This window comes from Cupriavidus laharis (assembly GCF_914271435.1).
Taxonomy (GTDB): Bacteria; Pseudomonadota; Gammaproteobacteria; order Burkholderiales; family Burkholderiaceae; genus Cupriavidus; species Cupriavidus laharis.
Genome location: NZ_CAJZAI010000001.1, coordinates 229,945 through 249,535, shown reverse-complemented (window position 1 = coordinate 249,535; position 19,591 = coordinate 229,945). Strand labels below are relative to the sequence as shown.

The window sequence follows — 19,591 nt, the reverse complement described above, 5'->3', positions numbered from 1 at the left end:
TTCTGTTGAGGGTGCTTGTTGGTCGAGGCATTCCATCGAAACCACTACTGCAAGATGCCGCCGCGCGGTTACGCAAGCGCGGCGGTGAAATCGTCGGCGTTGACGGCAGGCCTGCGTCCGGCGAGCTGGTCGGCCAGCAGCCCGGCGCTGCCCATGGCGAGCGTGAAGCCGAGCGCGCCATGCCCGAGATTGAGCCACAGGCCCCGCAGTCGTGAGGGACCGACCATCGGCAAGCCATCGGGCGTCGCTGGCCGCAGTCCTGCCCACGGCTGCAACTGCGCGAGCGGGATATCGGGCACGATACCGTCAAACAGCGCGCGCGTCTGCGCCACCAGCGTGCCAACGCGCTCGACATCGATGCGCGCGCCGCCGCGCACGAGGTCGGCCATGCCCGCGACGCGCAGCGTATTGCCGATGCGCGCATAGACGATCTTGTTGGCGAAGTCCGTGATGCTGATATGCGGCGCTCGCCCACCGTTCGACAGCGGCACGGTGATGCTGTAGCCCTTCAACGGCCACAGCATCGGACGCACGCCTGCCGGACGCAACAGCGGCACGCTGCCGATACCGCCCGCCACCACGACCGCATCGGCCGGCAGCACGCCGGCCCCTGTCCGCACACCTGTGATGCGATCCCCTTCCTGCACCAGCCCTTGCACGACGGTACCGAACCGCATCGACACACCGGGCTGCTGTTGCAGCAACCGTGCCAGCGACAGGCAGAAACGGTGGCAATCGCCGACCTCTTCGCTCGGTGTGTAGATCGCGCCGGCGATCTCGTCGCGGATGCCCGCCAGCGCGGGCTCCAGCGCCACGCACGCCTCGCGGTCGAGTGCCTGCTGTTCGCAGCCGAGGCTGGCCTGATAGTCGAGCAGGCGCCGTGCCGATTCGAACGCCGCGCCATCGCGGTGCACAATCAGTTTTCCGCGCCGCGCAAAATCGAAATCGCTCGCACTGGCTTTGGCACCTTCGCTGGCCACGAACGCCTGCATCAGGTCGCGCGAGTAGAACGCCAGGCGCAGCAGCTTGCGCGTGGTGGCCTCGCTGGTGGCGGCATTGCACGCTCGCATGAAGGCGGCCAGCCAGCGCCACTGCGCCGGGTCGGCCACGGGCCGGAAGCGCATGGGCGAATCGCGCCGCAGCAGCCAGCCCGGCACCTTGCCCATCACGCCGGGCCCGGCCAGCGGCGCCACGTAGCTGTAGCTGAGCTGCCCGCCGTTGGCGAAGCTGGTCTCCTCGCCGGGGCCATCGTGCCGCTCCAGCACGGTCACCTCGTGGCCATCCTGCGCCAGGCGCCAGGCGCTGGTCATGCCGACCACGCCAGCGCCCACGATCACTACCCGCATTGCCGTCCTTTTCGCTTTCCATCCGATGGCAGCAGCGTAGCCGAGCGCACGCGGCTTGCCCAATGCCAATACGTGCCAGAATATGTCTTCAGGCTATAGGCTACCCCGCACCAGCACCTCCATCATGCGATTGCGCCAGATTGAAGTCTTCCGCGCCGTCATGCTGACCGGCACGGTCAGCGAGGCCGCGCGCCTGCTCTATGTTTCCCAACCCGTCGTCACGCGCGTGCTCCAGCACGCCGAGGCATCGCTCGGCTTCCGGCTGTTCGAGCGCGTGCGCGGCCGCCTGCAGGCCACGCCGGAGGCCACTGCGCTGTACGGTGATGTCGAAAGGCTATATGGCGAGATCGAGCGCGTGCGGCGCGTATCGGAAAGCCTGCGCCACAAGGGGGCCGGGCGCCTGCGCGTGGCGGCCACGCCGAGCCTGGCGGGGCCGCTGCTGGTGCCCGCCGTGCGTGGCTTCTGTGCGCGCTATCCCGACACGCAGGTGCAGGTACTGACCCACCATACCGACGAGATCGTCGATGCGCTGCTGGCCAACCAGATCGACCTCGGCTTTGCCTTCTCGCCGCCACGGCACGAAGCGATCACATGCGAGCCCGTGGCCGCTGGCCACATGCTGTTGGCCGTGCCGCGCGAGCAACCGCTGCCGGCTGGCGGCCGGCGCCATGTGGTGCCGATGCGCAAGCTGATGGAGCGGCCCTTCATCGGCTACGACGACAACAGCTCGCTCGGCCTGCTGGTGCGCCAGACGCTGGCGCGGCATGCGCTGGAGCCGCGCTCCATGCTGGAAGTGCAGACGTATTCGCTGGCGCTTGCACTGGTGGAAGCCGGCCTGGGCATGGCCCTGCTTGACCAGTACACCGCTTTGAGCGCCAGCCCTGACCGCGTCTCGCTGCATGCGGTGCAGCCCGCCCTGCCGTTCGAAATCCAGCTGCTGCGCGCGAGCCACCGCGCCGCGTCGAGCCTGGTCGACGACATGCGCGAGCAGTTCGCGCAGGCCGCCGCGGCACTGGCCATTACCCTACCCGAGCGGCTTGAAACGCCTGTCGCCAGCTTCGACGCCTCAGCCGCATCCGCCGCACGAGGGCGCGATTGATTGACAGCCTCGCGCGGCCTGCACCATCATCAAGAGGCCCGAACGGCGCCCTCATCCAGCCATGTTCGTACTGACACTGCTCCTCCTCATCCTGGTCAGCGCCTTCTTCTCGATTTCCGAGATCGCGCTGACCGCCGCCCGCCGCACCAAGCTGCAGACGCTGTCCGAACGCGGCGACCGCCGCGCCACCAAGGTGCTGCTGCTCAAGGAGGAGCCCGGAAACTTCTTCACGATCGTGCAGATCGGCGTGAACAGCGTGGCGATCCTGGCCGGTATCCTCGGTGAGAAGCACGTCTCCGACCTGGTGCTTGCCGCGCTGTCGCCCTATATGGATGCCGGCATCGCGCAGCGGATCGCGAATATCGGCTCGTTCCTGATCGTCACGCTGCTGTTCATCCAGTTTGCCGACCTGATCCCCAAGCGCATCGCCATGAGCTTTCCCGAGGCGTGCGCGCTCGCGGTGATCGATCCCATCCTGACGCTGCTGCGCGTGCTCAAGCCGCTGGTCTTCGTATTCAACGCCGCGGCCGACGCCAGCCTGCGGCTGTTCGGGCTGCCGACCAAGACGGTCGAGCAGATCACGACCGAAGACATCGCCGCCATGGTCGATGCGGGCGCCGAGGCCGGCGTGCTGCTCAAGCATGAGATCCACCTGATCGAGAACGTGTTCGAACTCGACTCCAAGAGCGTCACGGCCATCATGACGCCGCGCGACGACGTGGTCTACCTGAGCCTGGACGAAACCGCCGACAGCGTGCGGCGCAAGCTGGTCAACCAGCCGCACGCCCAATACCCGGTGTGCGGCCACGACCTCGACGATGTGCAGGGCTACATCGACTCCAAGGACATCCTGCAACTGCTGCTGGCTGACGAGACTGCGACGGTGATCGGCAATATCGGCAAGCACCACGACAAGAACGTACTGGTGATCCCGGACACGCTGACCCTGTCCGAAGCCCTGACGCGCTTCCGCGAGATGCACCAGAGCTTTGCCGTGGTCATGAACGAGTACGGCCTCGTGGTCGGCATCGTCACGCTCGACGACATCGTCGGTGCGCTGATGGGCGACATCCTCTACTCGAGCGAAGACGAGCAGATCGTGCGACGCGACGACAGCTCGTGGCTAGTGGACGGGCTTACGCCGTTGATCGATTTGAAGAAGGCGCTGGAGATCGACTCCCTGCCCGGCGAGGACTACGTGGATACGGCTGCGGGATTGGTGATCTACGCGCTCAAGCGCATCCCGAAGAAATCCGAGTCGATCACCGTGGCGGAGTTCCGCTTTGAAGTGCTGGACATCGACCATCACAAGATCGACCAGCTGCTGGTGTCGCGGCTGCCGGCAGGGACGGAGGCAACGCAGAAGACGCTGGAGCCGGAACCGGAACACTGAGCGAGCCCACCTGGCGGTATTGATCGATCCTGTCCGGCAGGCGGAACGCAGCAAGATAGCCGGCAGCCACCATGACCGTGGCCGCGGCCATCGCGCCAAGCTGCCATGCCGGCAGACGCGCCGGCATATGCAGCGTGACGCAGGCCGTGCCCAGCAATGCAAAAGCGACTACAGTGCTTCCCTGGCGGCGCTTGCCTCCAGCATGCGTTCAGGCACCTGCGACGCGCGCGATGTTGGCGCGCGCCAACGCCTCGCAATCGGCAAAGGCGTCGGTCACGAACAACTGCGGGCGCTGCGCAAGCGTCGACAGGAAGGCAGCGCGGCGTTGCCGGAAGACCTGCGTCAGCGCCTCGCCCGACAGCCCGGTGCGCGCCGCCAGCAAGGCACGGTTCTCTTCGAAGACAGCGAGGCTGAAGGCATCGAACTCGTCCGCCGGCACGGCAAGCCGGTACAGGTCAAGATCGAGCACGGTGCCCGCCTCCGCGACGGTGGCCTCATGCATGTGCGTATCCAGCACGATCTGCGCAGCAAGCTGGACCACGTCGGCATCGACGCCGGGCGTCATCGTTGGAATCAGTGCGGCCGAAGCGGCCTCATTGTGTTCGCAGCCGGGGACATACACGGCGTCGTGGAACAGCACCGCCAGCGCCTGCGCGGAATTCAGCGCCACACCGCGGATACGGGCCTGCTCGAACATCTCGAGCACGTGCCGGCGGTCGTGGTAGCGACGGTATGGCGCATCGTACAACGCCAGCACGTCGAGCACTGCCTTGCGCGGCAGGAAATCGAGGCACGCCAACGCGGCCGGCCAGTCCGGCGCAAAGCGCGGCACCGCCCCCTGCGGCGTTGCCACGGCCTCGCTGAAGACTTCAGCGGTGCGCACCCACAGCAGGGAACGATCGCGCATCGCTTCGTAGACCACTACGGGCGACAGGTCGGCCTCGAACCGGCCCACGCCGACCACGGCATAGGCGCCGCCCTTGTAGTGGCGGTAAGGCATGCCCGGGAGCAGGTCGGGGTCGCGGGGCAGTTCGGCGGGATCGCCCTGGAAACGCGAAGGATCGGCGGGTGTGGACGTCATCGGCTGCCCTCGGAAGTCCGGCCCGCATCGGGACCGGTGAACGTGCGTGGATCGCGGCAAAAACCGGCACACAAAAAACAAAACCGACGCCTGCTTGCGCAGGAGTCGGCCTGAGTTTTACTACAGTCTTCTTGTCTGCCGGTGGTCGAATCAGTCGGCAGCTTTTTGTTGGCGGAGAGGGTGGGATTCGAACCCACGGTACCGTCGCCGGTACGCCTGATTTCGAGTCAGGTACATTCGACCACTCTGCCACCTCTCCGGTAACTTGGTCGCGTTGCAGCGAAACCAAGATTATAGACAGGGTCTGCCAGCCAGCGCAAGAGGCTGACCCGCAGTTTTTACAGTTCCGGTTCCAGGCGCGTGGCACCGCCCATGTACGGCTGCAGCGCGGCCGGGACGGTGACGGAGCCGTCGGCGTTCTGGTAGTTTTCGAGAATGGCCACCAGCGTGCGGCCGACGGCCAGGCCCGAGCCGTTCAGCGTATGAACCAGCTCCGGCTTGCCCTGCCCCACGCGGTAGCGGGCCTGCATGCGGCGGGCCTGGAAGTCGCCCATATTCGAGCACGAGCTGATCTCGCGGTATGTGTTCTGCGCCGGGATCCACACTTCGAGGTCATAGGTCTTGGTGCTGCCAAAGCCCATGTCGCCGGTGCACAGCACGATGGTACGGAACGGCAGGCCAAGCTTCTTCAGGATCGCCTCGGCGTGGCCGGTCAGCTGCTCCAACGCGTCGAACGACTGCTCGGCGGGCACCACTTGCACGAGCTCGACCTTGTCGAACTGGTGCTGGCGGATCATGCCGCGCGTGTCCTTGCCGTACGAGCCGGCTTCGGAACGGAAGCACGGTGTATGCGCAACGAAGCGCAGCGGCAGCTTGTCGCCCGCGAGGATCGCGTCGCGCGCGATGTTGGTCAGCGGCACTTCAGCGGTCGGGATCAGGTAGAAGTTCTCGGTACGCTCGCCATCCTCGCCGCCGACCTTGCGCGGCACCTTGAACAGGTCTTCCTCGAACTTCGGCAGCTGGCCGGTGCCGCGCATCGACGCGGCATTGACGATGTACGGCACGTACATCTCGGTGTAGCCGTGTTCCTGCGTGTGCGTGTCCAGCATGAGCTGCACCAGCGCGCGGTGCATGCGCGCCACGCCGCCGCGCAGCATGGAGAAGCGCGAACCGGTCACCTTTGCCGCCGTGTCGAAATCGAGACCGAGTTTCTCGCCCACGTCGACGTGGTCGCGGACTTCGAAATCGAACTGGCGCGGCTCACCGACGCGGCGCACTTCGACGTTCTGGGTTTCGTCCTTGCCGACCGGCACGCTTTCATGCGGCAGGTTAGGAATCGACAGCATCAGTTCCGACAACTGGGCCTGGATCTCGTCGAGGCGCGCGGCGGAAGCCTTCAGCGTATCGCCGATGCCGCCCACTTCCGCCATCACGGCCGAGGCGTCTTCGCCCTTGCCCTTGAGCATGCCGATCTGCTTGGACAGGCTGTTGCGGCGGGATTGCAGTTCCTCGGTCTGGGTCTGCAGTTGCTTGCGCTCGCCTTCGAGCGCCTGGAAGGCCGCTACGTCGAGTTGGAAGCCGCGCATGGCAAGGCGTTGCGCCACGGCGTCGATGTCTTTGCGGAACAGCTGGATGTCGAGCATGTTGCGGTGTGGGAAGTGCGGAGCCGGCGACATGCCGGCGGACCCGCCATTTTACTTCACCCGCGCGCCCCACAGCCCCGGAACTGTGCGGGCTTGCCGCCTCATTCGCCGGTTTTGCCCTTGCCCCGGTGCTCGCGATGCCAGGCTTCGTCGAGTTCGCGCAGGTGGCGCAGCTTCTCGGCGATCTTGCCTTCCAGGCCACGCGGCACCGGCTGGTACCAGTCCTGCGCCTTCAGGTCGTCGGGGAAATAGTGCTCGCCCGCCGCATAGGCCTCGGGCTCGTCATGCGCGTAACGGTAGGCGTGGCCGTAGCCGAGTTCCTTCATCAGCCGCGTGGGCGCATTGCGCAGGTGCACGGGGACGGCGCGGGACTTGTCCTTGGACACGAACGCGCGTGCCGCGTTGTACGCGTTGTAGCCGGCGTTGGACTTGGGCGCCACGGCGAGGTAGATCAGCGCCTGCCCGAGCGCCAGCTCGCCCTCGGGCGAGCCGAGGCGCTCATAGGTTTCGGCGGCGTCCAATGTGATGCGGGCGGCGCGCGGATCGGCCAGGCCGATGTCTTCCCACGCCATGCGCACGATACGCCGCGCGAGGTAGCGCGGATCGGCGCCGCCATCGAGCATGCGGCAGAACCAGTACAGTGCGGCGTCCGGGTCGGAACCGCGCACCGACTTGTGCAGCGCGCTGATCTGGTCGTAGAACGCATCGCCGCCCTTGTCGAAGCGGCGCAGGTTCTCGGACAGCGCGCTGCCCAGCAGGGCCGTGTCGATCTCGGCCGTGCCCGCATTGCGCGCCGCGCGGGCCACGATCTCGATGTTGTTCAGCAGCTTGCGGCCGTCGCCGTCGGCGGAAGCCACGATGAGCTTCAGTGCCTCATCCTGCCAGGTGATGCCGCCCAATTCTTCGCTGGCGCGCTGCGCGAGCTGTGTGAGTTCGGCGTCATCCAGGCTTTTCAGCACATAAACGGCCGCGCGCGACAGCAAGGCGCCGTTGACTTCGAACGACGGGTTCTCGGTGGTGGCGCCGATGAACGTGAACAGCCCGCTTTCCACATGCGGCAGGAAGGCGTCCTGCTGGCTCTTGTTGAAGCGGTGGACTTCATCGACGAACACCAGCGTGCGGCGCCCGTGCGCGCGGAACTGCTCGGCCCGCTCCACCGCCTCGCGGATGTCCTTCACGCCGGACAGCACGGCCGACAGCGCGATGAACTCGGCATCGAAGGCATCGGCCATCAGCCGCGCGAGCGTGGTCTTGCCCACGCCGGGCGGCCCCCACAGGATCATCGAATGCGGCTCGCCGGACTCGAACGCCACGCGCAGCGGCTTGCCGGGCCCGAGCAGGTGCTGCTGGCCGATCACCTCGTCGATATTGCGTGGACGCAGGCGCTCGGCGAGCGGTTGCCGGGAACGGTCGGAAGAATCGGAAAACAGCGTGTCCGCCACGGTATTCAGGCCTCGGAAATCGCAAGACCACGCGCCAGCTGCAAGGCATCGGCGTGGTTGGCGCCAGCGGCGCCGGGGAACGTGAGAGTGTAGACCATTGCCCCGTCAACGCTGCGCGGCGGCAGGAAACGCCACCACGTCCTCGATCTCCACACGGATGCCGATCGGCTGCCCGATCACGTGGTCGTGGTGCGACGGCACCAGCGCCAGCACCTTGCCGCCGCCGGCCAGGCGCAGGGTATAGAGAATCTCTGCGCCGCGGAAAGCCTTGTGCACGACGTCGGCGCGCAGCGGGCTGGCATCGTCGTGCACGATATCGTCGGGGCGGATCAGCACATCGACCGGCGCACCTTCGGGCAGGTCCAGCGGCGCCAAGGGCCGCAGCTTGCCCAGTTCAAGCCCGATCTCGCCATTGGCCTGCATGCGGCCCGGCATCAGCACGCCCTGCCCGACGAAGTCCGCCACGAAACGCGTGGCCGGGCGGTGGTAGAGCGCGTGCGCACCCGCCCATTGCTCGATCACGCCGTCATGCATCACGCCGATCTCGTCGGCCATGGCAAAGGCCTCGTACTGGTCGTGCGTGACAAGGATCGCGGTGGTGCCCTGCGCTTTCAAGATGTCGCGCACTTCCAGGCTCAGCCGCTCGCGCAGGTCAACGTCGAGGTTCGAGAACGGCTCGTCCAGCAGCAGCAGTTCCGGCCGCGGCGCCAGCGCGCGCGCCAGCGCCACGCGCTGCTGCTGGCCGCCCGACAGCTCGTGTGGATACTTGCCATCGGCGCCCGACAGGCCCACCAGTTCGAGAACTTCCGCCACCCGTGCCGCGCGCTCGGCACGGCCCACGCCTCTCAGCCCGAACGCAACATTGTCGGCCACGCTCAGATGCGGGAACAGTGCGTAGTCCTGGAACACCATGCCGATCCGGCGCTGCTCGGGTGGCACGGCGCGGCCCGGGGATGACACCAGCGTGCCGTCCAGTACGATGCGCCCCGCCATCAGCGGCTCGAAACCGGCAATGGCCCGCAGCACGGTGGTCTTGCCACATCCGCTCGGGCCGAGCAGGCAGGCAATGCTGCCGCGGGCAAGCCGGAATGACAGGCCGTTGACCACGACATGCCGGCCAAAGGCATGCCGGATATTGTCGACTTCCAGTAACGGAGCAACGACGGGCGCACTGGGGCGGGATGAGGTAAAGGAATCGGCTCGCATCCGCGAATTATAGGGACTGGGGCGACATGGCCCGCATGTCGCCCACGTTGCTAGAATGGCCAGCTGTTCCAGACGCCTCGCGCGCTGCCCGCATGCTCCTGCTCCGTCATCACCGCCTGCATCCGCTGACCATGGCCGCGCTAGCCATGGCACTGCTGGTCGCCGTGCCCATCGTGTTCGTGGTTGCCAGCGTCCTGGCCCCCGCCGGAGAGACCTGGCGCCACCTGGTCGAGACCGTGCTGGCCGAGTATGTCACCAACACGCTCTGGCTACTGCTCGGCGTCGCCTGCGGCGTGCTGCTGCTCGGCGTGACGACGGCCTGGCTGGTCGCCACCTACCGCTTTCCCGGCCGCGGGATGATGGAATGGGCACTGGTGCTGCCGCTGGCCATGCCGGCCTACGTGATCGCCTACGCCTATACCGACGCGCTGCAGTTCGCCGGCCCGGTGCAAGGCTGGCTGCGCGCGCTCATGGGCTGGGGCGCCCGCGAGTACTGGTTCCCCGATATCCGGTCGCTGGGCGGCGCCATCGCGCTGTTCTCGCTGGTGCTTTACCCCTATGTCTACCTCACCGCGCGCGCGGCCTTCCTGCAGCAGACGCTGAACACGCTCGAGGCCGCCCGGCTGCTCGGGCATGGCACCTGGAGCCGCCTGTGGCGCGTGATGCTGCCGCTGGCACGGCCCGGCATCGTCGCCGGCACTGCGCTGGCCATGATGGAAACGCTGGCGGACTTCGGCACGGTCGCCTACTTTGGCATTCCGACTTTCTCGACCGGCATCTACCGCGCGTGGTTCTCGCTCGGCGACAAGACCGCGGCCGCGCAGCTGTCGGCCTGCATGCTGGCTTTCGTCGTCGCGATCCTGCTCGCTGAGCGTGCCAGCCGGGGACGCGCAGAGGTCTACGGCAACCAGCGGCGTGCGCCCGCCTATCCGCTCGCAGGTGCGTGTGGCTGGCTGGCCTTGCTGGCCTGCGCGGTACCGGTACTGCTTGGCTTCCTGGTGCCGGCACTGATGCTGTGCCGCATGGCCCTGACTGACGGCGACGCCCAGTTCGGCCCCCGCTTCGTCGGCCTGATCCGCAACAGCGTGCTGCTCGCTGGCACCACGGCACTGGCCGCGGTAGGCGTCGCACTGGCGATCGGCTATGCAGGACGCGCCGCCAATGCCCGGCGCGCCTGGCTGGTGCGAGGGCTGACGCGCGTGTGCGGCATGGGCTATGCCCTGCCGGGCTCGGTGATCGCAGTCGGGGTGCTGGTGCCGGTGGCCCGGCTGGACAATGCGCTGTCGGCCTGGCTGCACCAGCAGTTCAGCATGGCTGCAGGCCTGCTGCTGACGGGCGGCATCGCCGCGCTGGTCTATGCCTTGCTGGTGCGCTTTCTCGGCGTGGCGCTGCAGGCGGTCAATGCCGGCCTGGGCAAGATCACGCCCAGCATGGATGCCGCCGCGCGCAGCCTTGGCCACGGCCCGGGCGCCACCTTGCGCCGCGTCCATTTCCCGATGCTGCGCGGCAGCCTGCTGACCGCCGGCCTGATCGTCTTCGTCGACGTGATGAAGGAACTGCCGGCCACGTTCGTCATGCGGCCGTTCAACTTCGACACGCTGGCCGTTCAGGCCTACAACCTCGCTTCCGACGAGCGCCTGACCGAAGCCGCCACCGCGTCGCTGGTCATCGTGGCCGCGGGGCTGTTGCCGGTGGTGGTGTTGTCGCGCACCATCCGCCGCGGCGCGGATTCCTGATTTCCCTCAAGTTTCAGCATCAGGTTGCCGTTACCCGGGCCAGGCCCGGCTCCGGATTCCATTTTCCGGACTGGGGACAACAGACAAGGCTGCGGGCGAGACCGGCCAGACTTCGCCACCCGTCACGCGGCGCCAGGATCGCACGGGGAATTATGCTGAAATATCACTTTCTGGTGTTCAAGATGAACAGGCTTGTCGGCAAGGCCAAGCTCAGCAGCATGGAAGAGGTCTCCCTGGCGGGCCAGCTTGCTGAAATGATCGATTCACCAGACGCCGCGCAGCGCGTGCTCGCCGACCTGGCCGACCATGCCAACCCGCAGATCCGGCGCATCACGCTCAACGCCATCCGACGTTCGCACCAGGTGAGCGCACCCGGCCTGCCGGCCGTGCTGCTGCGCAGGATGGCGGACACCGAACCGCTGATCCGGCATGACGCGGTCTGGATCGTCCAGGACAACAAGATGGATGGCGCAGAGCTGCGCGCCGCGCTGCGCCGGCTGGCCGGCAAGGTGCGATTGCCGTGGGACGCCGACCGCGCCCGCGCCAATCCGTCCGACGCGGGACTGATGGCGCAGGTGCGCGCCCGCACAGCGCTCGACAAGCTGCTCGAAAAGAGCGCGGCCGAGCGCAATGCTGCGCTCGCCGCGGGTGCACTGAACATCGGAAACGGCCAGCCCTATGCCGAGGGAACGGTCGGCCACAAGGGCCTGATGCAACGCGCGCTGCGGCGGCGCCAGGCCGGCCGGCGGCTGGACAGCAGCGTGAAGCTCACGTTCCGCAAGGTCGAGCCGGCCGAGGTGACCGGTAACAAGCGCTTCCTGCTCTGACTTGCCTGCTTACTTGAAGCCCGCGCGGTCCAGCAGCTTCTGGGCCTGCGGCTGGAACTTGCCAAGTTCACCCACGTTGATCGTGTCGGCCTTGAAGGTGCCCATGGCGTCGAGCGCCGGATTGGCGGCCTTCACGCTCGGCACGACCGGCCACTCGTTGTTGCCATCGGCAAAGTAGCGCTGCGCGTCGTCGCTGGCCAGGTATTCCAGGAACTTGACGGCCGCGTCCTTATTGGGCGCATGCTTGAGCATACCGCCGCCCGAGACATTCATATGCACGCCCTGGCCGTCCTGGTTGGGCCAGACCACGCCGAGCTTGTCGGCCACAGCCTTGTCCTCGGGCTTGGTCGACTTCAGGATGCGGGCGATGTAGTACGTGTTGGCAATCGCGACGTCGCACTCGCCGGCGGCTACGGCCTTGAGCTGGTCGGTGTCGCCGCCCTTGGGCGCGCGCGCGAGGTTGCCCACGACGCCACGGGCCCACTGCTCAGTCTTCGCCTCGCCATCGTGCGCGATCAGGCTCGACACCAGCGACAGGTTGTACACATGCCCGCCGGAACGCGTGCACACCTTGCCCTTCCACTTCGGGTCTGCCAGGTCCTCGTAACGCCCGATGTCGCCCGGCTTCACGGCAGTCTTGTTGTAGGCAATCACGCGCGCGCGCGCCGAGAAGCCGAACCACTCGCCCGAAGGGTCGCGGTAGTTGGCGGGAATGCGCGACGCCAGCACCATCGACTTGACCGGTGCAAACACGCCCGCCTGCTGGGCGCGCCACAGGCGGCCGATGTCCACCGTGATGAACACGTCCGCCGGGCTGTTCGCGCCTTCGCTGCGGATGCGCTCGAGCAGCGGGTCTTCCTGGCCTTCGATGCGGTTGATCTTGATGCCGGTCTGCTTCGTGAAGTTGGCGTAGAGCGCCTCGTCGGTCTGGTAGTGGCGCGCCGTGTAGAGATTGAGCACCTTTTCCTGCGCAGCTGCCGCAAGCGGCTGCATTAGGACGGCAAGCGCTGCGGACCAAGGCAGCAGACGGCGGATTGTGGCGGTGACACGCATGGCTCTTCCCCTGTGGTTGAGGCAGCCCCGCGGGCTCGCCTCGCTTATTCGGATAGAGCCGAAAAAATAATCATTCCCGTTTAGGTCGTCAAATTACATTTCTGTCATGTTTGACGCCGCGCAGGCAAAGTTGTCCATACATGATGTCTAGCCGCGGCGCACCCAAGCCACCTTGCCGGACGTAATGCCAAGCGTGCGCCGCTGCGGGTTGTAGTCCATGGTGCCGGGATACTGCTGGCCGTCGCGCTCGCCAATGCGCCAGGCACAGCCTTGCAGCAATGCGATGGCTTCGGCTTCCGTCTTGCCGATCAGGCTGCTGTCGCCAAGCTTGTCGGCCTGGCACCCTTCCGGCGTGCCGCGTGCGCCCTGCGGGCCCGGCATCGGCGTTGCCGCGGGCTTGTCGGCAGGGGCGCCGGCAGGTTGCACCGGTTGCGCTGCACAGCCCGCCAGCAGCAAGCCTATCGCCAGGCAGGCCAACGAATGACGGGGAAGTCGATCCCCACAATGGGTTGCGATTCGGGTGGTGTCCATCTTCTTCTCCGGAATTGGCAGGCGGATTGACCATTACAAGCTGGACGATATCGTGGCGGCGTACGAGCTGTTCGCCAACCAGCGCGACGGCGTGCTGAAGGTGGCAGTCAAACCGCAGTGAGCAAAGTGCGATGACCGGGCCGGCTGCCGTCAGCCCTTGGCGCGCTCGGCCAGGACCTTCATCGCGTCCGCCGGCAGCGGCCCATGGCAGGTGCGCTCGCCGCCGGCCTCGCTGACAATCAGCCACACCTGGTCCGGCTTGCCGGCCGGATGCAACAGCCAGGCTGGCCCGCGCGCGCTGCTGCTGGGCGGCAGGTCTTCCAGCACGCCGGTGCTGGAAGACTGCAGCATGACGGCACAATCGGTCGCCGGAAGCCGGGTTGCCGACAGGAACGCCGGATTGCCGAGGACTTCCGGCAAGGCCGCGTCCGATGCACGCAGGAAGGAATCGACATCGAACTTGCCACCAGCCGTGGTTGCGCAGGCGGACAGCCCAAGGACCACGGCCAGGCAGGCGGCGGCACCCGCCACGCCGCGCCTTGCACCACCAACCACCGGCTTCAGTACAGACATGGCGCGCCTCATTGCTTCATCACGTCGGCGCCCTTGGGCACCGTGAACCGGAACGCATCCGCGGGCAGCGGCGGATTCTTCTGCATGGCCGAGAACGTCAGCAGCGTGGTGTTGCCGAAGGCGTCGCGCAACTCCATCGCCTCGAGGTTGCCGCCCTTGAAGCCGATGCCGATCCGCTCGAACTGCGTGTCCTTCGACTTAGGTGTCAGCTCCAGCCACTCCACGCCGTCACGCGTGGGACCGTTCTTTACCGTGAAATTCTTCTCGAGGTCGTTGCTGCCGAACAGGATCGCTGCCGGGCTGGAGCCCAGCGCACCGTCGAGCTTGCGCTCGGTGACCTGGTTCAGGTCCTTGTCGTAGATGTAGAGCGTCTGGCCGTCGGCCTGCAGCAGCTGCTCATAGGGCTTGGCATAGCGCCACGTGAACTTGCCGGGGCGGGAGAACACAAAGCTGCCGCTCGACGTGCCAGTCACCTTGAGACTGTCCCCCTGCCCCTTGACCTGGCGTTGCGTGAATTCGCCCTTTGCGCTCTTGACGCCGGAAACGAAGCTCTGCAGCTGGTCGGTGGCTGCGGCCAGGGCCATGGGCATGTGCGCGGCAAATACGGCCAGCGCTGCACAGGCCGACGCGAGAATGCGTTTTCGCATGTATCAGATCCTTGCTGATGGAAGAGGCGCCGCACCGCCACCATACCTGGCACGGCGGTGCAACCTGTCTGGTTAGAGCGTGTAGCCGGCGTCGGATTCCTCCCGGCGCCACTTGCCGGGTAACCGCATGTTACCGATGCGGCGCTCAGTCATCTTCCCTTGCGGCACCGGGCGCTGCAAGGATGTCCCGGTTGCCGTTGCCCGACATGGCCGACACCAGTCCGGCTTTTTCCATATCCTCGAGCAGGCGCGCCGCGCGGTTGTAGCCGATGCGCAGGTGGCGCTGCACCAGCGAGATCGACGCGCGCCGGTTCTTCAGCACGACTTCCACGGCCTGGTCATAGAGCGGATCGGCTTCGCCACCGCCGCCACCAATGCCCGCACCGCCGCCAAAGCCATCGCTGCCACTGTCGCCATCGGTCAGGCCGCCTTCAAGGATGCCCTCGATATAGTTGGCTTCGCCGCCTTCCTTGAGCTTTTCCACCACGCGGTGCACTTCGTCGTCGGAGACAAAGGCGCCGTGGACGCGCACCGGCAGGCCGGTGCCCGGCGCGAGGTAGAGCATGTCGCCCATGCCGAGCAGCGTTTCCGCGCCCTGCTGGTCAAGGATGGTGCGCGAGTCGATCTTGCTGCTGACCTGGAACGCGATGCGGGTCGGCACGTTGGCCTTGATCAGGCCGGTGATCACGTCGACCGACGGACGCTGCGTGGCCAGCACCAGGTGCAGGCCTGCAGCCCGGGCCTTCTGCGCGATCCGTGCGATCAGTTCCTCGACCTTCTTGCCCACGACCATCATCAGGTCGGCCAGCTCGTCGATGACGATGACGATGGTCGGCAGCCGGTCAAGCGGCTCGGGCGCGTCCGGCGTCAGGCTGAACGGGTTCGGGATCTTTTCTTCCTTGGCCGCGGCTTCGTCGATCTTCTTGTTGTAGCCGGCCAGGTTGCGCACGCCCAGCTTGCTCATCAGCTTGTAGCGCCGTTCCATCTCGCCGACGGCCCAGTTCAGCGCGTTGCCGGCCTGGCGCATGTCGGTCACGACCGGACACAGCAGGTGCGGGATGCCTTCGTAGACGCTCATTTCGAGCATCTTCGGGTCGATCAGGATCAGGCGCACGCTCTCCGGCTTGGCCTTGTAGAGCAGCGACAGGATCATCGCATTGATCCCGACCGACTTGCCCGAGCCCGTGGTGCCGGCCACCATGCAGTGTGGCATCTTGGCCAGGTCGGCCACCATCGGCTTGCCGGCAATGTCCTTGCCCAGCGCCATGGTCAGGCTGGAAGCGCTTTCGTTGTAGACCTGCGAGCCCAGGATCTCAGACAGGCGCACGGTCTGGCGCTTCGGGTTCGGCAGCTCCAGCCCCATGTAGTTCTTGCCCGGGATGGTCTCCACCACGCGGATCGACACCAGCGACAGCGAACGCGCGAGGTCGCGCGCGAGGTTCACCACCTGGCTGCCCTTGACGCCAGTGGCGGGTTCGATCTCGTAGCGCGTGATGACCGGGCCTGGGTAGGCCGCCACCACCTTGACCTCGACGCCGAAGTCCTTGAGCTTCTTCTCGATCAGGCGCGAGGTGAATTCCAGTGTCTCGGCGCTGACGGTGTCCTGGTGCGGCGGGATCGGGTCCAGCAGCGACAGCGGGGGCAGGTCCGAATCCTGGATATCGGCAAACAGTGGCTGCTGCTTCTCGCGCTCGACGCGCTCGTGCTTGGGCACCGCCTGCGGTCGCACGATCTGCACGGGCGCGGCTTCCTCGATGCGCACGCGCTGCACCTCTACGGTTTCGGTGCGCTCGACCTTGGCCGCTTCGCCGATGATGCGGTCCTGCTTGCTTTCGCGGCGGGCCTTGAAGCCCAGGAACAAGGTTTCGACAAAGCCGCCGATATGCTCGGCCACCGACAGCCACGAGAAATGGAAGAACAGCGACAGGCCGATGGCCAGCATCAGCAGCAACAGCAGCGTGGCGCCGGTGAAGCCCAGCGCGGTCTGCATCCAGCCGCCGAGCAGGTCGCCGAGCACGCCGCCCGGCGCGCGCGGCAGCGCGGCCCGCAGCGGGTACATGCGGATGGCTTCCAGGCCCATGCTGGAAAAGAGGGTGAGCACGAAACCGATCCAGCTCACCGTCACACCCTGGCGGTGGTCCTCGCGCTCGGGCAGTTCCGCGGTCAGCGTGCGCCAGCCGCGCCAGCAGCGGCGCACCAGCAGCACGGCCCACCAGTAGGCCGAGAAGCCGAAGATGAAGAACAGCACGTCCGACACCCAGGCGCCCACGCGGCCGCCGAGGTTGTGGATATCGGCGACCTGGTTGGCGTGGGACCAGCCGGGGTCGGTCTTGCTGTAGCTGGCCAGTACGCACAGGAAACCCAGCGTAACCGCCAGCAGCAAGAACCAGCGCACTTCGCCAAGCAGTTTGCCGATGCGCGAAGGCAGCGCCGACGGGTCCGTCCGGGTTGTGGTGGTTGCTCTGGCCATGCCTTGGTCTGGTTCACTTGCAGGTGATGGTGGCGGCCATTTTAACGTGGCCCGGCCCTATCGCCGCCATTGGAATTTGCAACAGTGGGCAAATGCCGCTCCTCTTATAATGTCGGTTTCGAGCAATGCCGGTGCGCAGCAAGGCGCACCGCCACAGGAACGCATCATGGCCAAACACGCAAAAGTGCTGATTCTCGGATCCGGTCCCGCCGGCTACACCGCCGCTGTCTACGCAGCCCGCGCCAACCTGGAGCCGGTGCTGATCACCGGCCTGGCGCAAGGTGGCCAGCTGATGACCACGACGGATGTCGAGAACTGGCCTGGCGACGCCAAGGGCGTGCAAGGCCCGGAACTGATGCAGCGCCTGCTGGCCCACGCGGAAGAATTCAAGACCGAAATCATCTTCGATCACATCCACACGGCCAGGCTCGTGGATGAAAGCGGCAACCCGGCCCGTCCGTTCCGCCTGATCGGCGACGCCGGCGAGTACACCTGCGACGCGCTGATCATCGCCACCGGCGCTTCGGCGCAGTATCTGGGCCTGCCGTCCGAGGAATCGTTCATGGGCCGCGGCGTGTCAGCCTGCGCCACCTGCGACGGCTTCTTCTACAAGAACCAGGAAGTGGCCGTGGTCGGAGGCGGCAATACCGCCGTGGAAGAGGCGCTGTACCTGTCCCACATCGCCAGCAAGGTCACCGTGATCCACCGCCGCGACAGCTTCCGCGCCGAGCCGATCCTGGTCGACCGCCTGCTGCAGCGCGTGAAGGAAGGCCGCGTCGAGATCCGCTACGACAGCGTGCTGGACGAAGTGCTCGGCGACGATTCGGGCGTGACCGGCATCCGCATCCGCGGCGCGAAAACCGGCCAGACCGAAGACATCAAGCTGGCCGGCGTGTTCATCGCGATCGGCCACAAGCCCAATACCGACCTGTTCGTCGGCCAGCTCGCCATGGAAAACGGCTACCTTGCCACGAAATCCGGCCTGGCCGGCGATGCCACCGCGACCAGCATCCCGGGCGTGTTTGCCGCCGGCGACGTGCAGGACCACGTCTATCGCCAGGCCATCACCAGCGCCGGCACCGGCTGCATGGCCGCGCTGGACGCCCAGCGCTTCGTCGAAGCCCTGAAGTAAGGCCCCGCGGCCCGGCCGACCGGCCGGGCCCGCCCCTCCCGATATAATTGCGCCGAGCCCCCGGAGAATTTTCCATGACGCACGGCGCCCGCAAACCCGACCGTCCGACCAAGCGCTTCGGCCTGAACGATCTGGCCACCCTGCGCGACAACCTCAAGGCCGATACCGAGCGCCGTGAAGCCGAGCAGCTCGCGGCCGAGCAGGCCGCGCAACGCGCGCGCGACGAGGCCAACGTCTTTCGCAACAACGTAGGACAGGTCAACCAGCTGCGCGAGCGCAACCACGCAACGCTCTTGAACCCGCGCCCTGCCCCGGTTCCGGTTCAGACCCAGCGCAACGACAAGGCCGTGCTGGAGGCATCCCTGTCCGACGAATACGATGTCGACATGCTGCTGGAGATGGACGAATCCCTGTCCTTCCGCCGCCCCGGCATCGGCATGGATGTCATCCGCAAGCTGCGCCGCGGCGAGTGGGTGCCGCAGGACAAGGTCGACCTCCACGGCCTGCGCTCGGACGAAGCGCGCGAAGCGCTGTCGGAATTCCTGCGCCGCTCGGTGCGCAACGGCGTGCGCTGCGTGCGCGTGATCCACGGCAAGGGCATCGGCTCGCCCGACAAGCTCCCGGTCCTGAAAGGCAAGGTCCGCCGCTGGCTGGTGCAGAAAGAAGAAGTGATCGCCTTCGTCCAGGCCCGCGAAGCCCAGGGCGGCGCCGGCGCGCTGATGGTCCTGTTGCGCCAGCCCCGCGCCTGATGCACCTGCCGCTTGAATTGCTGATGGGGCGCCTGCCCCTGATCCTCCATGTGATGGAGGTGATCGGCATGCTTTCCTTCGCCGTCTCAGGCGTGGTCGACGCGCGCAAGCAGCGCCTGGACGTCGTCGGCACCTTCGTGGTTGCGTTCGCGACCGCCTTTGGCGGCGGCACCGTGCGCGACGTGCTGCTGGACCGACGCCCCTTCTACTGGGTCGAGCACGAAGGCTATGTGCTGCTGATCTTCGCGATGTCGCTCGGCGCGTCGCTGGTGTTGCGCGTGGTCAGCCGCGTGGCTTCGGAGCGCACCATGATCGTGGCGGATGCGATCGGGCTGGGGCTGTTCTCGGTAACCGGCGCCTCGCTGGCGCTGGTGGCGCAGATGACGCCGACCGTGGCGGTCATGATGGGCATCATCTCGGCGGTGTTCGGCGGGGTGGTACGGGACGTGCTGTGCAATGAAGTCCCGATGATCCTGCGCGACCGCTCGCCCTACGCGACGTGTTCGTTCGTGGGCTGCTGGGTCTATATGGGGCTGACCTGGCTGCAGGTGGACCAGGAAGCCGCGCTGCTCACCGGCGCACTGAGCATCATCGCCATGCGGCTAGTGTCGGTGAGCTATGGCTGGAAACTGCCGAGCTGACGCCTGGTGGCGCCGCCCGGCA

The 19,591-nt window shown here is 66.6% G+C and carries 18 protein-coding genes and 1 tRNA gene; 8 read left to right on the top strand and 11 right to left on the bottom strand.

The features are described from left to right. Positions 1-68 precede the first annotated feature (68 nt). Positions 69-1,346: a D-amino acid dehydrogenase gene (locus tag LDO29_RS01135; protein WP_224077956.1), complete on the bottom strand. Its 1,278-nt coding sequence runs from the start codon at positions 1,344-1,346 to the stop codon at positions 69-71. Positions 1,347-1,470: 124 nt separating this feature from the next. Between LDO29_RS01135 and LDO29_RS01130 the strand changes: the two genes are divergently transcribed. Further along, positions 1,471-2,445: a LysR family transcriptional regulator gene (locus LDO29_RS01130; RefSeq protein ID WP_224077955.1), complete on the top strand. Its 975-nt coding sequence runs from the start codon at positions 1,471-1,473 to the stop codon at positions 2,443-2,445. 61 nt (positions 2,446-2,506) lie between these two features. Further along, the gene (locus LDO29_RS01125) at positions 2,507-3,838 is read left to right on the top strand and encodes a hemolysin family protein (protein ID WP_224077954.1); all 1,332 of its coding nucleotides are present in this window, start codon (positions 2,507-2,509) and stop codon (positions 3,836-3,838) included. 208 nt (positions 3,839-4,046) lie between these two features. Here the strand turns inward: LDO29_RS01125 and LDO29_RS01120 are convergent, their stop codons facing one another. The 5 genes from LDO29_RS01120 to LDO29_RS01100 all read right to left on the bottom strand — a co-directional run bounded on the left by LDO29_RS01120 (position 4,047) and on the right by LDO29_RS01100 (position 9,210). Further along, positions 4,047-4,919, bottom strand: coding sequence for a DUF1653 domain-containing protein (locus LDO29_RS01120; protein WP_224077953.1), 873 nt, complete (start codon positions 4,917-4,919; stop codon positions 4,047-4,049). Positions 4,920-5,088: 169 nt separating this feature from the next. Beyond that, positions 5,089-5,178, bottom strand: a tRNA-Ser gene (locus LDO29_RS01115). 79 nt (positions 5,179-5,257) lie between these two features. Then, entirely contained in the window at positions 5,258-6,562 is a 1,305-nt protein-coding gene (gene serS / locus LDO29_RS01110) for a serine--tRNA ligase (protein ID WP_224077952.1), read from the bottom strand. Between the two features lie 101 nt (positions 6,563-6,663). Further along, on the bottom strand, positions 6,664-8,004 hold the full coding sequence (locus tag LDO29_RS01105; RefSeq protein WP_224077951.1) for a replication-associated recombination protein A: 1,341 nt from the start codon (positions 8,002-8,004) through the stop codon (positions 6,664-6,666). 105 nt (positions 8,005-8,109) lie between these two features. Beyond that, the gene (locus tag LDO29_RS01100; RefSeq protein ID WP_224077950.1) at positions 8,110-9,210 is read right to left on the bottom strand and encodes an ABC transporter ATP-binding protein; all 1,101 of its coding nucleotides are present in this window, start codon (positions 9,208-9,210) and stop codon (positions 8,110-8,112) included. 92 nt (positions 9,211-9,302) lie between these two features. On the opposite strand from LDO29_RS01100, the gene LDO29_RS01095 reads away from it, so the two are divergent. Then, positions 9,303-10,946 carry an ABC transporter permease gene (locus tag LDO29_RS01095; RefSeq protein ID WP_224077949.1) on the top strand — a complete coding sequence of 548 codons (1,644 nt, stop codon included), beginning with the start codon at positions 9,303-9,305 and terminating at the stop codon, positions 10,944-10,946. Positions 10,947-11,128: 182 nt separating this feature from the next. Next, a complete protein-coding gene (locus tag LDO29_RS01090; RefSeq protein WP_224077948.1) occupies positions 11,129-11,773 on the top strand; it encodes a hypothetical protein in 645 nt (214 codons plus the stop codon). 9 nt (positions 11,774-11,782) lie between these two features. Here LDO29_RS01090 and LDO29_RS01085 read toward each other — a convergent pair whose 3' ends face one another. Continuing rightward, positions 11,783-12,826 (bottom strand): Fe(3+) ABC transporter substrate-binding protein, encoded by a 1,044-nt coding sequence (locus tag LDO29_RS01085; protein WP_224077947.1) that lies wholly within the window; start codon positions 12,824-12,826, stop codon positions 11,783-11,785. A 147-nt stretch (positions 12,827-12,973) separates the two neighbouring features. After that, entirely contained in the window at positions 12,974-13,357 is a 384-nt protein-coding gene (locus LDO29_RS01080; protein ID WP_224077946.1) for a hypothetical protein, read from the bottom strand. Here LDO29_RS01080 and LDO29_RS28170 point away from each other — a divergent pair. Next, positions 13,350-13,478, top strand: a complete 129-nt coding sequence (locus LDO29_RS28170) for a hypothetical protein (protein WP_290369510.1) — start codon at positions 13,350-13,352, stop codon at positions 13,476-13,478. The two genes, LDO29_RS01080 and LDO29_RS28170, sit on opposite strands and share 8 nt — an antisense overlap. Positions 13,479-13,507: 29 nt before the next feature. Here the strand turns inward: LDO29_RS28170 and LDO29_RS01075 are convergent, their stop codons facing one another. From LDO29_RS01075 to LDO29_RS01065, 3 genes are all read right to left on the bottom strand, one after another. Next, complete coding sequence (locus tag LDO29_RS01075) at positions 13,508-13,930, bottom strand: hypothetical protein (RefSeq protein ID WP_224077945.1); 423 nt, start codon at positions 13,928-13,930, stop codon at positions 13,508-13,510. An 8-nt stretch (positions 13,931-13,938) separates the two neighbouring features. Beyond that, a complete protein-coding gene (gene lolA, locus LDO29_RS01070) occupies positions 13,939-14,577 on the bottom strand; it encodes an outer membrane lipoprotein chaperone LolA (protein WP_224077944.1) in 639 nt (212 codons plus the stop codon). A 145-nt stretch (positions 14,578-14,722) separates the two neighbouring features. Beyond that, entirely contained in the window at positions 14,723-17,047 is a 2,325-nt protein-coding gene (locus tag LDO29_RS01065) for a DNA translocase FtsK (RefSeq protein ID WP_224077943.1), read from the bottom strand. A 166-nt stretch (positions 17,048-17,213) separates the two neighbouring features. Between LDO29_RS01065 and trxB the strand changes: the two genes are divergently transcribed. The 3 genes from trxB to LDO29_RS01050 all read left to right on the top strand — a co-directional run bounded on the left by trxB (position 17,214) and on the right by LDO29_RS01050 (position 19,569). Continuing rightward, a complete protein-coding gene (gene trxB / locus LDO29_RS01060; RefSeq protein WP_224077942.1) occupies positions 17,214-18,179 on the top strand; it encodes a thioredoxin-disulfide reductase in 966 nt (321 codons plus the stop codon). 74 nt (positions 18,180-18,253) lie between these two features. Beyond that, positions 18,254-18,928 (top strand): Smr/MutS family protein, encoded by a 675-nt coding sequence (locus LDO29_RS01055; protein ID WP_224077941.1) that lies wholly within the window; start codon positions 18,254-18,256, stop codon positions 18,926-18,928. Next, a complete protein-coding gene (locus LDO29_RS01050) occupies positions 18,928-19,569 on the top strand; it encodes a trimeric intracellular cation channel family protein (protein WP_224077940.1) in 642 nt (213 codons plus the stop codon). The genes LDO29_RS01055 and LDO29_RS01050 overlap by 1 nt, the downstream gene beginning before the upstream one ends. The last annotated feature ends 22 nt before the right edge of the window (positions 19,570-19,591 follow it).